General features: G+C 69.2%; 13 protein-coding genes and 1 tRNA gene. 3 read left to right on the top strand and 11 right to left on the bottom strand.

The genetic code is table 11. From position 1 onward, the window contains the following. The first annotated feature begins 497 nt into the window (after positions 1–497). Positions 498–1028 carry a C40 family peptidase gene (locus ACZ6WN_RS02635; RefSeq protein WP_465862513.1) on the top strand — a complete coding sequence of 177 codons (531 nt, stop codon included), beginning with the start codon at positions 498–500 and terminating at the stop codon, positions 1026–1028. A 64-nt stretch (positions 1029–1092) separates the two neighbouring features. Here the strand turns inward: ACZ6WN_RS02635 and acs are convergent, their stop codons facing one another. The 7 genes from acs to ACZ6WN_RS02670 form a co-directional block, all read right to left on the bottom strand. Then, positions 1093–3063 (bottom strand): acetate--CoA ligase, encoded by a 1971-nt coding sequence (gene acs, locus ACZ6WN_RS02640; protein ID WP_465862515.1) that lies wholly within the window; start codon positions 3061–3063, stop codon positions 1093–1095. 112 nt (positions 3064–3175) lie between these two features. Further along, on the bottom strand, positions 3176–4807 hold the full coding sequence (locus ACZ6WN_RS02645; RefSeq protein WP_465862517.1) for a solute symporter family protein: 1632 nt from the start codon (positions 4805–4807) through the stop codon (positions 3176–3178). Further along, positions 4807–5157, bottom strand: coding sequence for a DUF485 domain-containing protein (locus ACZ6WN_RS02650; RefSeq protein WP_465862518.1), 351 nt, complete (start codon positions 5155–5157; stop codon positions 4807–4809). The genes ACZ6WN_RS02645 and ACZ6WN_RS02650 overlap by 1 nt, the downstream gene beginning before the upstream one ends. A gap of 211 nt (positions 5158–5368) precedes the next feature. After that, entirely contained in the window at positions 5369–6898 is a 1530-nt protein-coding gene (locus ACZ6WN_RS02655) for a sodium/solute symporter (RefSeq protein WP_465862520.1), read from the bottom strand. Then, entirely contained in the window at positions 6895–7278 is a 384-nt protein-coding gene (locus ACZ6WN_RS02660) for a DUF485 domain-containing protein (protein ID WP_465862521.1), read from the bottom strand. The genes ACZ6WN_RS02655 and ACZ6WN_RS02660 overlap by 4 nt, the downstream gene beginning before the upstream one ends. A gap of 22 nt (positions 7279–7300) precedes the next feature. Beyond that, the gene (locus tag ACZ6WN_RS02665) at positions 7301–8074 is read right to left on the bottom strand and encodes a LytR/AlgR family response regulator transcription factor (RefSeq protein WP_465862522.1); all 774 of its coding nucleotides are present in this window, start codon (positions 8072–8074) and stop codon (positions 7301–7303) included. Continuing rightward, positions 8071–9174, bottom strand: a complete 1104-nt coding sequence (locus ACZ6WN_RS02670) for a sensor histidine kinase (RefSeq protein WP_465862523.1) — start codon at positions 9172–9174, stop codon at positions 8071–8073. The genes ACZ6WN_RS02665 and ACZ6WN_RS02670 overlap by 4 nt, the downstream gene beginning before the upstream one ends. A gap of 134 nt (positions 9175–9308) precedes the next feature. Between ACZ6WN_RS02670 and ACZ6WN_RS02675 the strand changes: the two genes are divergently transcribed. Continuing rightward, positions 9309–9782 carry a PNPOx family protein gene (locus ACZ6WN_RS02675; RefSeq protein ID WP_465862524.1) on the top strand — a complete coding sequence of 158 codons (474 nt, stop codon included), beginning with the start codon at positions 9309–9311 and terminating at the stop codon, positions 9780–9782. A gap of 9 nt (positions 9783–9791) precedes the next feature. On the opposite strand, the gene ACZ6WN_RS02680 is transcribed toward ACZ6WN_RS02675, so the two are convergent. The 4 genes from ACZ6WN_RS02680 to ACZ6WN_RS02695 form a co-directional block, all read right to left on the bottom strand. Continuing rightward, positions 9792–9863: transfer RNA gene (locus ACZ6WN_RS02680), tRNA-OTHER, on the bottom strand. Between the two features lie 104 nt (positions 9864–9967). After that, positions 9968–10342 carry a low affinity iron permease family protein gene (locus ACZ6WN_RS02685; protein ID WP_465862526.1) on the bottom strand — a complete coding sequence of 125 codons (375 nt, stop codon included), beginning with the start codon at positions 10340–10342 and terminating at the stop codon, positions 9968–9970. Further along, on the bottom strand, positions 10339–10797 hold the full coding sequence (locus ACZ6WN_RS02690; protein ID WP_465862528.1) for a low affinity iron permease family protein: 459 nt from the start codon (positions 10795–10797) through the stop codon (positions 10339–10341). Before ACZ6WN_RS02690 ends, ACZ6WN_RS02685 begins: the two co-directional genes overlap by 4 nt. 131 nt (positions 10798–10928) lie before the next feature. Further along, the gene (locus ACZ6WN_RS02695) at positions 10929–12365 is read right to left on the bottom strand and encodes a glucose/sorbosone family PQQ-dependent dehydrogenase (protein ID WP_465862529.1); all 1437 of its coding nucleotides are present in this window, start codon (positions 12363–12365) and stop codon (positions 10929–10931) included. A 164-nt stretch (positions 12366–12529) separates the two neighbouring features. Between ACZ6WN_RS02695 and ACZ6WN_RS02700 the strand changes: the two genes are divergently transcribed. Further along, entirely contained in the window at positions 12530–13480 is a 951-nt protein-coding gene (locus ACZ6WN_RS02700; RefSeq protein ID WP_465862530.1) for a 5'-nucleotidase, read from the top strand. Positions 13481–13518: the final 38 nt, after the last annotated feature.

Below are 13518 nucleotides of genomic sequence, written 5' to 3' on the forward strand. Positions count from 1 at the left end.
GGGGTCGACGAAGTCACGCCGACCAGACTTCCCGGCACACCTGACGACGACCCTAGCAAGCGCCGTGGTCAGAGGCAGGAGGGTGATCAACACGGGGCCACTTTCGACCAAAAGTCGAAGGAAAACCAGAGCAAACACAAGCAAAACCATGAAATGGAGAGTGAGTTGCTCCACAAATGCCCCGCCCGGCACCGATTTTCGTTGCATAGTGGATGAGCCCTCACCGAATGGTGGGGCCGCTCCGGTCGCGCCGAGGCCCGTCACAACCGGAGGAGAGTCGATCCGACCACGGTGGCGGGCACGGGGGAGCCGAGCAGTACGCCGGGAGCCAGAGACAAGGCAGACCGGCTCGGGGTGAAGGCGTAGACGGAACACCACCAGCGCCCGGGCAACAGCAGCCCGAATCCGACAGGTAAACCTTCGCAGGCGTCGCTGCAACAGGGGAACCCCGAATGACCGGATCGTGTGTCCGTGCGCTTTCGCGCGTCTACAGAACGATGACCGTCGGCCTCGCGACCGCCCTTGTGGTCGGTCTCGCGCTCGTCGCCGCTCCCAACCAGTCCGCCACGGCTGCCGCCCCGCCGGGCGCAAGTGCCCAGGCCGGCGCCGACAAGGGTGCCCGGACGAGCACCCCCACCACCAAGAAGAAGCACAAGAAGTCGCGCGGGCTGCGAGCGCTGCGTCGCGTCAAGAGCCAGGCCGGCGATCCCTACTCCTACGGCGCCAACGGCCCCCGCGCCTACGACTGCTCGGGCCTGACCCAATGGGTCTACAAGAAGCTCGGCCACAAGCTGCCGCACAGCTCATCGGCCCAGGTCGGCCACACCTTCAAGGTCAAGAAGCCGCGCAAGGGCGACCTCGTCTTCTTCTACGGCAGCGGCGGCGTCTACCACGTCGGCATCTACGCCGGGAAGCGCGACGGTCGCCGCTGGGTCTGGCACGCCCCCGGCTCCGGTAAGGCCGTCACGAAGGACCCGATCTGGACCAGCAGCCACTTCATCCGCCGGGTGAAGTACACGAAGCACTAGGACGTACGCAGCGGCCCGGTCACCCCTCGCGGGGCGACCGGGCCGCTGTGCTAACCGAGCGTGATCAGTCGTCCGTGGCGGTCGTCTTCCCGGCCGCGATCAGATCCATGATCGTCTGGTCGGCGAGCGTGGTCGTGTCGCCGACGCCGCGACCCTCGGCGAGGTCGCGGAGCAGCCGCCGCATGATCTTCCCCGAGCGGGTCTTGGGCAGCTCGGGCACGATCATGATCTGCCGCGGCTTGGCGATCGGGCCGATCTCCTTGCGGACGTGGTCGGAGAGCTCCTTGTGACAATCCTCGGGCGACCCGTCGCGCAGGATGACGTACGCCACCACCGCCTGGCCCGTGTCGGGGTCGGTCGCGCCGACGACCGCCGCCTCGGCGACGTAGGGGTGCGAGACCAGGGCCGACTCGATCTCGGTCGTGGAGAGCCGGTGACCCGACACGTTCATCACGTCGTCGACGCGGCCCAGGACCCAGACGTCACCGTCCTCGTCCTTCTTCGCGCCGTCGCCGGCGAAGTAGTAGCCGCGGTCCTTGAAGCGGGCCCAGTAGGTGTCGACGTAGCGTTCGTCGTCCCCCCAGATCGTACGCAGCATCGACGGCCACGGCTGGGTCAGCACGAGGTAGCCCCCGGCACCGTTCGGCACGGACTCGCCGTTGTCGTCGACCACGTCGGCGCCCACTCCGGGCAGCGCCTTCATCGCCGAGCCCGGCTTGCCGTTCGTGACGCCGGGAAGCGGCGAGATCATGATCGCGCCGGTCTCGGTCTGCCACCAGGTGTCCACGACGGGGACCTTGTCGCCGCCGATGACCGAGCGGTACCAGATGTAGGCCTCGGGGTTGATCGGCTCACCGACGGACCCGAGCAGGCGGACCGAGGAGAGGTCGCGGGCGTCCGGGATGGCGCGGCCCTGCTTCATGAACGTCCGGATCGCGGTCGGCGCGGTGTAGAAGAGGGTGACGCCGTACTCCTCGATGATCTGCCACCAGCGACCCTTCTCCGGGAAGTCCGGGGTGCCTTCGTAGAGCACCTGGGTCGCGCCGTTGGCCAGCGGTCCGTAGACGATGTAGGAGTGGCCGGTGATCCAGCCGATGTCGGCGGTGCACCAGTAGACGTCGGTCTCCGGCTTGAGGTCGAAGACCTCCCAGTGGGTGAACGCCGCCTGGGTGAGGTAGCCGCCGGTCGTGTGCAGGATGCCCTTCGGCTTCCCGGTGGTGCCGGAGGTGTACATCACGAAGAGCGGGTGCTCGGCGTCGTGCGCGACGGGGGTGTGCTCGCTCGACGCCGACGACACGACATCCGACCACCACTTGTCGACCGAGTCGTTCCAGTCGACGTCCTGGCCGGTGCGCTTGACCACGAGTACGTTCTCGACGAGGCCCGGCTGGGTCGCCTCGACCTTCGTGACCGCCTCGTCCACGGCGGGCTTGAGCGCCGAGGGCGCGCCGCGGCGGTAGCCACCGTCGGAGGTGACGATCAGCTTGGCGCCGCAGTCGACGACGCGGGTCGCGAGGGCGTCGGCGGAGAAGCCGCCGAAGATGACGGTGTGGATCGCGCCGATCCGCGCACAGGCCAGCATCGCGAAGACGGCCTCGGGGATCATCGGCAGGTAGATCGCCACCCGGTCGCCCTTGCCGACCCCGAGCGCCTCGAAGGCGTTCGCGGCCCGGGAGACCTCGTCCTTGAGCTCGGCATAGGTGATGGTGCGCTTGTCGTCCGCGGGCTCGCCGACCCAGTGGATCGCGACCCGGTCCCCGAGCCCGGCCTCGACGTGGCGGTCGACGGCGTTGTAGGCGACATTGATCTCGCCGCCCTCGAACCACTTCGCGAACGGCGGGTTGTCCCAGTTCAGGACGCGGTCGAACGGCTTCGACCAGGTGAGCCGCTCCGCGGCGGCCGCCCAGAACGCGTCGCGATCCGCCGCGGCGGCGTCGTAGGCATCGGCCTTGACGTTGGCGGCGGCGGCGAGCTCGGCGGGGGGCTCGAACCGGCGCTTCTCGTGCAGCAGGTTGGACAGGGTCTCGTCGCTCACAGTGACTCCTACGTACGAAAAATGTGTGGCTCAAGCCACAGGGTAGTGCGGGGGAAAGAATGATGGCGGGCCGTCGTACGACACCAGGTGTACGACGGCCCGCCGAGGGGGATCAGTGCGTGATCGCCTTCTCCGAGCCGGCGCCGGTGAGGGCGCGGACCTCGAGCTCGACATAGCGCTCAGCGGTCTCCGGCTCCTTCGACGTCACCGTGCCCAGCCAGCCCAGGAAGAACCCGAGCGGGATGGAGATGATGCCGGGGTTCTCCAGGGGGAACCAGGAGAAGTCCACGCCGAGCGGGAAGAGCGAGGCGGAGATCGTCTCGCCCGTCACCGCGTCCACGGCCGTCTTGCCGGAGACGACCGGCGAGAAGAAGACCAGGCCGACGCAGGAGATCAGGCCGCCGTAGATCGACCAGACCGCGCCGCGGGTGTTGAACCGCGCCCAGAACATGTTGTAGATGATCGCCGGCAGGTTCGCCGAGGCGGCGACCGCGAAGGCCAGCGCCACCAGGAACGCGATGTTCAGGGACTGTGCCGGGATGGCCAGCAGGATCGCGACCAGGCCGATGCCCGCCGCGGCCCAGCGCGAGACCTTCAGCTCGTCCTTCTCGGAGGCCTTGCCACGCTTGATCACCGAGTTGTAGATGTCGTGGGCGACGGAGACCGACGAGGTCAGCGTCAGGCCCGCGACGACGGCGAGGATCGTGGCGAAGGCGACCGCGGAGATGAGCGCCAGCAGTACGGCACCGCCGACGGAGCCCTCGCCGCCGCCGACCTCCTGGGCGAGCAGTGGCGCCGCCAGGTTGCCCGCCTTGTCCATGGTGGCCGGGTCGACCAGCGCGGCCGCGCCGAAGCCCAGGACCAGGGTGAACAGGTAGAAGACGCCGATCAGGCCGATCGCCCACAGCACCGACTTGCGTGCATCCGCCGAGGTCGGGACGGTGTAGAAGCGGATCAGGATGTGCGGCAGGCCGGCGGTGCCGAGCACCAGGGCGAGACCGAGCGAGACGAAGTCGATCTCGCTGGTGAAGCTCAGGCCGTACTTCAGACCGGGCTGCAGGAACGCGTCGCCCTTGCCCGAGGCGTCGGCGGCGGAGCCGAGCAGCTCGGAGAGGTTGAAGCCGAACTGGGCGAGCACCAGGATGACGATCAGCGCCGAGCCGGTCATCAGCAGGACGGCCTTGACGATCTGGACCCAGGTGGTGCCCTTCATCCCGCCGACGGTGACGTAGAAGATCATCAGCGCACCGACGAACAGGATCACGACGTTCTTGACCGCCTGGTCCTCGACGCCGAGCAGCAGGGCCACCAGGGCGCCCGCACCGACCATCTGGGCCAGCAGGTAGAAGATCGAGACGACGACCGTGGAGGTCGCCGCGGCCATGCGGACCGGGCGCTGCTTCATCCGGTACGCCAGCTGGTCGGCCATCGTGTAGCGACCGGAGTTACGCAGCACCTCCGCGACCAGCAGCAGCGCCACCAGCCAGGCGACGAGGAAGCCGATCGAGTAGAGGAACCCGTCGTAGCCGGACAGGGCGATGGCGCCGGAGATGCCGAGGAACGACGCCGCCGACATGTAGTCGCCGCCGATGGCGAGGCCGTTCTGGAAACCGGAGAAGCCGCGGCCACCGGCGTAGTAGTCGGCCGCGGTCTTCGTCTGCCGGCTCGCCCAGAAGGTGATGCCGATCGTGATCGCGACGACCGCGAGGAAGAGGACCGTGGTGAGGATCTGGCTGCCGTCCATCAGAGCTGCCTCTTCTCGATCTCGTATTCCTCGTCGAGCTTCCGAGCCAGCGGGTCGAGGTGCTTGTTGGAGTAGTTCGCGTAGAGGTACGCGATACCGAACGTGGTCACGAACTGGAGGAGCCCGAAGACCAGCGCGACGTTGATGTTGCCGATGAGCTTGGTGTTCATGAAGTCCTCGGCCCAGTTGGAGCAGAAGACATAGAGGAGGTACCAAGCCAGGAATGCCACCGTGGCCGGGAATACGAACTTCCGGTACGCCGACCGCAGAGCGCGAAACTCTGCCGTGGCGTGCAGTCTGTCGTAGACCGGGTCGTGCCGGTGGGCCTGGTCGTGTGCTGCGTCGCTCACGGTCTAACCCTTTCGTTGACGAGGCCATCCATCGTGGGGGTGAAGGACGGACGACGTGTGATCGCAGTCACATTAGGGGTCGCTCGCCCTGCTCGTCGCGGGGTAACACGCAGTCCCTCGGTGGACGGCGCGGTCGCGCGATGAGCGGTCGATTTCGTACGTCGAGTGGCTGGTCCGGCCGCGACGCCCGCCGCCGGCGGCGGCATCGAGATCAGCGCTGCAGGGCGGGTGCTACTGCGGGCTCGATCGTGGGCTCGGGCGAGTGCAGGCGCACCAGCAGCCGTGTCGTGTGGGCCGGGACGTGGGCGGAGGTGGCGAGGCTGACGGTGATCATGACCGCGAAGGAGAGCGGCACCGCCCACAAGGCCGGCTGGGCGAGCACGACGTCGGCCCACGTGCCCGTCCGCGAGCCGCTGATGGTGAACACCACGGCCGTCCCGGTGGTGACCAGGCCGGTGACCAGGCCGGTGGCGGCGCCGTAGGCGGTCAGCCGGCGCCACCAGATGCCGAGCAGGAGGAGCGGGCAGAAGGTGGCGGCGGCGAGGGCGAAGGCGAGCGCGACGCCGCGGGCGACGCCGACGCTGGGGGTCAGCAGGGCGCCGACGACCGGGACGATGACGGCGACCAGGGAAGCGATCCGGAAGGCGGCGACGCCACCGAAGCGGCTGCCTCTTCGGCGTAGGAGGGGGACGACCACGTCCTGGGAGAGCACGCCGGAGACGGCGATCGCCAGACCGGACGAGGTCGAGAGGAAGGCCGCGAAGGCGCCCGCGCAGACGAGTCCGGTCAGGGCGTCTCCGGCCCAGCCGGGGACCATCAGCCGGGGAAGCTCGAGCACCAAGGTGTCGGCGGAGGCGGGGGTGGCTGCGTACACGCGACCCAGGAGGCCGAGGATCGGCGGCAGCAGGTAGAAGACGCCGAGGAGGGCGAGCACGACCAGGGTGGTGCGGCGGGCGGCGCGGCCGTCGGGGTTGGTGTAGAAGCGGACGCCCACGTGCGGCAGGCCCATGGTGCCGAGGAAGGTCGCCGCGATCAGCGAGTAGGTGGCGTAGAGGCCGGCGGAGCCGTCGGTGCCCATCGGCAGCGACCACGCCTGGCTGAGGTCGGTCGCGCGGGGTGCGCCGTCGCTGCCCCAGACCGCGACCAGCACTGCGACGGGCACCAGGAGTGCGGTCAGCTTGAGCCAGTACTGGAAGGCCTGCACGAAGGTGATCGAGCGCATCCCGCCCGAGAAGACGCTGACCAGCACCACCGTCCCGACCAGCACCGGTCCCACCCAGCGAGGCGCTCCGGCGACCAGCTCCAGGGTCAGCCCGGCGCCCTGCAGCTGCGGCAGCAGATAGAGCCAGCCGATGCTGACGACCAGCAGCGAGCACAGCCGCCGCACGCCGCGTGAGGCGAGCCGCTCCTCGGCGAAGTCGGGCAGGGTGTACGCCCCTGACCTGCGCAGAGGGGCCGCGACCAGGGTCAGCAGCACGAGATAGCCGGCAGTCCAGCCGATCGGGTACCAGAGCATCTCCGCGCCGGAGGTGAACACCAGCCCGGCGACCCCGAGGAAGGAGGCGGCCGAGAGATACTCCCCGCCGATGGCGCTCGCGTTGAGGCCTGGTCGCACGGAGCGCGAGGCGACGTAGAAGTCGCTCGTGGTCCGGCTGAACCGCAGCCCCCAGGTGCCGATCGACAGGGTCGCCAGGGTGACCAGGGTGACCGCGACGATGGCGGGGGCGGAGTCGAACGTCATCGCGCCTCGTCCTCGGAGCCCGAAGAATCGGTACGGAGCAGGTCGGCGTAGCTGGCCTCGTTGCGCTCCGCGCCGCGAAGGTACCAGCGGCCCAGGAGGAACAGGAACGGGTAGACCAGCACCCCGAGAAGAAGCCAGGGAAGGGGCACGCCGAACGGAGCGGTGCGCACCAGCCCCGGAGCCAGCCAGAACAGCAGCGGGAGCGAGCCGACGCCCAGGAAGAGCACCGCCAGGGTGCGTACGGCGATCGAGAGCTGGGCGCGCATCAGCGAGCCGAGGTAGATCTCACCGAGGCGGGTGTCCTCACCGACGTCGACCCGGCGCACGGCCGGTCGTCGCCGGGGCGGTCCGGTGACGCGTACGCGTTGGGGCTCGGTCATCAGGCTCTGCTGTCGGATCGGGTCATGAGCGTCGGGCGAGCAGGTCCTTGAGCTGGCGCGTGTGCCGGCGGCTCACCTGCAGCTCGCTGCCGCGGGCCGGGCCGCCGACGACGACCGAGGTGCGTCCGGCCTCCGAGCGCACCTCGGTCACGTGGGCGAGGTTGACGAGGAGGGAGCGGTGGATGCGTACGAAGCGGGCGGAGGCCCACTCCTGCTCCAGCTGGGTCAGCGGGACCCGCACCAGGTGGGAGGCGTCGGCGGTGTGCAGCCGGGCATAGTCGCCCTGCGCCTCCACGTGGGTGATCTGGGAGCGCCACACGAAGCGGGTGACGCCGCCGAGCTCGACCGGGATCTGTACGTCGCCGCTCGGCTCCTCCTCTGGCATGCTGCCCATCAGCCGGGTGACGGTCTCGGCCAGCCGCTCGGCGCGCACCGGTTTGAGCACGTAGTCGACCGCGCGCAGGTCGAAGGCCTCCAGCGCGTGCTCCTCGTGAGCGGTCACGAACACGACCGCCGGCGGCGTCTTGAACCGGGCCAGCAGCCGGGCCAGCTCGAGCCCGTTCAGGCCCGGCATCTGGATGTCGAGGAACACCGCGTCGACGCCCGACCCCTGCAGCTGCTGCAGCCCGTCGGTCGCGTTCAGGCAGGTGCGCACCTCCGCCACCCGGGAGTCCTGGGTGAGCAGGTAGGAGAGCTCGTCGGCCGCGGGCGGCTCGTCGTCGACGACGAGGATGCGGAGCCGGCCTCCCGGCGCTCCGTGGCGCGCGGCAAAAGCCTGCGTCGTACGGCCGTTCATGGGTGCACTCCTGGGGCGAACTTCGGGATCCTGAGGATGACCTTCGTGCCGGCGGCGGGCGCGGTCTCGACGACGAGCCCGTAGTCGTCGCCGTAGGCGTTGCGGAGCCGGGCGTCGACGTTCCCGAGCCCGACGGAGTCGGCCCCGCCGGCCAGCGCGTTGCGCACCTTCTCCGGGTCCTCGCCGGCGCCGTCGTCCTCGACCTCGATCACGCACTCGGTGCCGCTGTCGGCGGCCCGGATGGAGATGTGGCCGGTCTGCGCGTCGGCCAGGCCGTGGCGTACGGCATTCTCGACCAGCGGCTGCAGGCACAGGAACGGCACCGCGATCGGCAGCACCTCGGGCGCGACCGAGAGCCTCACCGAGAGCCGCTCGCCGAACCGGGCCTGCTCCAGGAGCAGGTAGCGCTCCACGGAACGGAGCTCCTCGGACAGCGTCGTGTACTCGCCGTGGGTCCGGAAGGAGTAGCGGGTGAAGTCCGCGAACTCCAGCAGCAGCTCGCGGGCACGCTCCGGGTCGGTGCGTACGAAGCTGGCGATCGCTCCCAGCGAGTTGTAGATGAAGTGCGGGCTGATCTGAGCGCGCAGCGCGCGGACCTCGGCCTCCATCAGGCGCCGTCGCGACGCGTCGAGCTCGGCCAGCTCGAGCTGACCGGAGACCCAGGTCGCGACCTCGTCGGTGGCGCGGACCATCATCGCCGAGGTGTCCGGGGCGTACGCCTGCAGAGTGCCGACCAGGTGGTCGTCGACGACCAGCGGGCTGACCACGGCCGAGTGCAGCGGGCAGCCGGCCTGGCCGCACTCGAGGTCGACCCGGTCGTAGAACCGGGTCGCGCCGCGCTCCAGCGTCCCCTCCGCCAGCTTGGTGACCTGCTCCTGGTGGTGGGTGCCGATGCCTTCCCAGGCGAGCAGGCCGTCGGTGTCCGTGATCGCGAGCGCGGGAGCGGCCAGGAGCGCCTGCAGATGAGGGGCCGCGCGCTCGGCGCTGTCGACGGTCAGGCCGCCACGCAACGCCGGGCTCGCCAGCGATGCGTTGTGGAGGGTGCGGAAGGTCGCCCGGTCGGCCTCGGTGCCCAGGTGAGTGCGCCTCCAGCGCCGCATCCGCACTCCTTCTCTCCGGTGGTCGAGCTCATCGAGCGGGGTATCGAGCTCGTCGAGATGACCTCAACAATTGTGACGGCGCCCACGCTATCTGTCACCCGAGCCGCTCCAGGGTCGCGAGGTAGGTTTGCGGCATGCGATTGAGTCGAGTGATCCCGGGTCTGCTGGCAGTCGGCGTAGCGGGTGCGGGCGCCGCCTTCGTGATCGGCATGCGCAACAAGTCGCCCTGGCTGCAGGACCGCATCCGCGCCTTCTCGAAGCGGTTCGCCGCCGAGGCACTGAAGACGGCCGGGACCGAAGGCGCCACCAACGGCGTCGTCCTCCACGTCGGCCGCGCGAGCGGCCGGGAGTACGCCACCCCGATCACGCCGTTCCCCACCCCGGACGGCTTCGTCATCAACCTGCCCTACACCTCCAAGGTCGACTGGGCCCAGAACGTCCTGGCCGCCAACTCGGCCACGATCGTCTACGACGGCGTCGACCACCGGGTCACCGACCCGCGCGTCGTCCCCTACGCCGAGGTCGCGCCGCTGCTCCCGAAGGCCGCCGGCGTCTTCCGTGCCGTCTTCGACGTCCAGGAGTTCCTCCGCGTCACCAACACGGACTGATCTCACCCGTCGGGTTGGCGGGACTCGAACCCGCGATCGCCTGGACCGAACCAGGAGGGATGGCCGCTTCCCCACAACCCGCTGAACAACTGGTTCTCAGCGGTGTCACGGAAGCGGTCGCGGCTGCATGCCGACCACCGTAGACAGGCCCGGACCTCGGGCGCACACCATTTATCGGTAGCCGACTACCGCTGGTGCCGGTGCCGGATGTCCTCCTGGTCCTCCAGGCCGCGGTCCTCCATCGCGATCACGTCGTTGTCCGCGCGGTCGTCGCTCTCGACCAGCTCGTCGAGCTTGAGCAGGATCGCCTTGGTCTGGCGGTTGGTCATGTGCTGGATGCTGAAGAGCACCAGCAGGCTGACGATGGAGCCGGCCGCGTAGACGAGGCTGTGCCAGCCCGCGCCGAACCCCGTGACCAGACCGGCGATCAACAGCCCGGCGACGGCCAGCATGCTGATCCCGCTGGCCCAGGCCGACCCGGCCGCGCCGGCGAGCGCGTGCGCAGCGACCGAGAACCGGTCGCGTACGTAGTCGGAGCCATCCCGCCCGGGGTGGCTCATTCCGCGCTTTCCCGTTCCTCCAGACCCACGGCCTCACGCAGTTCGTCGCGGTCCTCGCGAAGCTCGGGATGGTCGCGGGCCAGGCGCTCCATCATGCCGGAGAGTCCTTCGGCGATGGCGTTGAGCTTCTGCTGGACGGCATCGTCGGCTCGCTTCTGGGTGTTCTGCAGGAGCGCCACCAGCAGGAACGTGACGATCGTCGTGGCCGTGTTGATGATCAGCTGCCAGGTGTCCACGTCGGGCAGCACGATGATCGACGGTGCCCAGAGCACGACCAGCAGCACGCACAGCATGAAGAACCACGCCCGTGACACGAACGAGCTCGCATGGGTGGCGAACCGGTCGAAGACACCCACCTTGCTGGTGACCTGGGAGGGCATCGTCTTCACGTTGCCGTGGTGTGACTCGCCGGACCCGTTCCGTTCGGAGTGCTGCTGGCGCTCGCTCGTCGACATCACTACCTCCTGTGCCGAGGGTCCGGTACCCGAATCGCGGCCCGCCATACCCACGGCCGATCGCCGTGGGCACCACCGACGACATCGGGCCGGGTCGCCCGAGGACGACCCGGCCCGAGGGGCGACGTACGTCAGTTGCTGACCGGGAAGGCGAGCAGCGAGCCCGGGTGGGTGAGCTCGGTGGTCGGGGCGTCCCCCTCACCGCGGACGAGGCCGGCGGTGTCGGTGATCGCGTAGACCGTCTTGCCGTCGGGGCTGACGACGGTGGCGCGGAACCGGTCCTGGTCGCTGTAGAGCGGCTCGACGGCGACCACGTCGGTCTCGGTCGAGTTGAGGGCCAGCCGGTAGATCGTGCCGTCCTTGAGGCTGGTCATGATCACCGAGTTCTCCCAGCCCGGCATCGCCCGGCCGGTGGCCGGCTTGTAGTAGGTCAGGCTGGAGGGCGCGATGGTCGGGTAGCAGATGTAGTAGAGACCCGACTCGTCGCACGGGGCGCCGGTGAAGTCGTGGTCCCAGGTGACCGACGTGCCGAAGGTGTCCAGCGGCTCGGTGAAGCGCTGGGTGAACTCCGACTCCTTCCATGTCGGTACGTCCTGGTGGATCTCGAAGTCGGAGTGCGTCAGCTCCGCGCAGGGCGTGGGGGAGGAGGCGCTCCAGTCGCCGTAGACGTAGGCGGACTCGTCGTCCTGATAGCCGGCGACGTTGGGCCAGCCGTAGTTGCCGCCGGCACGGAGCAGGTTGATCTCGTCGTCGGTCTTGGGCCCGTGCTCGGCCTCGAGGAGCTTGCCGGACGCGGTGAACGCGAAGCCCTGGGGGTTGCGGTGGCCGTAGGTCCAGATGTGGCTGCGTACGCCACCGATCGTCGGGTTGTCGGTCGGGATCGAGCCGTCGCGGTTCAGGCGCAGGGTCTTGCCCTGGTAGGCGAACCAGTCCTTGCCGGCGACCTCGGCCGCGGTGGGCAGGGTCTGGGCCTGGTTCTGACGGCAGGCGAGGGAGTACTGGTTGGTGCCCTGGTCGCCGATCGAGTAGTAGAGCTTCCCGTCGGGACCGATCAGCAGGCGGCCGGCCTGGTGGTCGATGCTTCCGGGCAGCCCGGAGATGATCGTGGCCGGCCTGACCAGCTTCTTGGTGGCGTCGTCGTAGCTGTAGCGGACGATCTTGGTGCGCCGGGTCTCGCCCGTGGACTCCTCGGCTCGGCCGGAGTCGTAGGTGAACGAGACGTACGCGTAGCCGCGGTCGTTGTTGACGACCGACGGCTCCACGGCCAGGCCCAGCACGCCGTCCTGGCCGCTGGAGACGGCCTGGGTGGAGAGGTCCAGCAGGGTGCTCTTCGCGCCGGTCGTGGGGTCCACGCTGAGGACCGACCGGCCGCTCTTCTCGGTGAGCCACAGCTTGTCGCGGGCTCCCCACGCGAGCGAGTAGGGGTTGTTGAGGCCGTCGGCGACCACGTTCGGTGCGCCCAGCGCCGGGTCGGCCCCGGTGGCCGCGGTCGCGGGCAGAACGGTGATGGCCAGCGCTGCCAGCGCAGCGGATCCGGCGGCGAGACTCAGGCTTCGAGTGATGCTCATGAGACGTACTTCTCCTCCAGGGGAAGGGGGATCGAAGAAAACGAAAACAGCGCTCCTCCCCGAGAGATGTGGCCGGTGCCACGAGGACGCTGGCGCGAACTATGGCGGACATGAGTTGATCTGGCAACGACCATGTTCCGGGCCCGAGCGGTAGGTTGCGGAGCGTGGGATACGAGCTGAGTGACCGGTTGGTCGTCGGGATCGCGTCGAGCGCGCTCTTCGACCTCACCGAGTCGGATGCGTACTTCCGCGAGCACGGGGAGGAGGCCTACCGCCGCTACCAGGACGAACGCATCGACGAGCCGCTCCGGCCGGGTGTCGCGTTCCCGTTCATCAAGCGGCTGCTGAGCCTCAACGACCTGGCGCCGGACGCCGAGGACGGGCTCGTCGAGGTGATCGTGGTCTCGCGCAACGACCCGAACACCGGGCTGCGGGTGATGCGGTCGATCGAGCACCACGGCCTGCCGATGACCCGCGCGGTCTTCACCCAGGGCCGCTCGCCCCACCCCTACATCGGCGCGCTGGACATGTCGCTGTTCCTCAGCGGCAACCGTGAGGACGTCATCGCGGCCAACCGAGAGGGATTCCCGGCCGGTCACGTGCTGCCTTCGGCGGCGACGTACGACGAGACCGACCGCTCCGTCGTCGTCGCCTTCGACTTCGACGGCGTGCTTGCCGACGACGGCTCCGAGCGGGTCTTCCGCGAGGAGGGCATCGAGCGGTACCGGGCCTACGAGGCGAGCCGCAAGGCGGAGCCGCTCGCGCCCGGGCCGCTGCAGCCGCTGCTGCGCGACCTCAACCAGATCCAGCAGATCGAGGAGCAGCGCCGCCTGGAGGATCCGGGCTACGAGCCACGGCTGCGGATCGCGCTCGTCACCGCCCGCGGCGCTCCGGCCCACGAGCGGGCGATCCGGTCGCTGCAGTCCTGGGACGTCCACGTCAACGAGGCCTTCTTCCTCGGTGGCGTCGAGAAGGTGCGCGTGCTCCAGGTGCTCCGCCCGTTGATCTTCTTCGACGACCAGACGACCCATCTGGACGAGGTGGTCGAGTCGATCGCCGGGGTGCACATCCCCTACGGCGTCGCCAACTCCGACGACGTTCCCGCTGGTCAATAGGGCCGTCACAGTTCAGCCACAGGATGTTCTCAACTGGG

The sequence above is a fragment of the Nocardioides sp. NPDC054178 genome, from assembly GCF_055585005.1.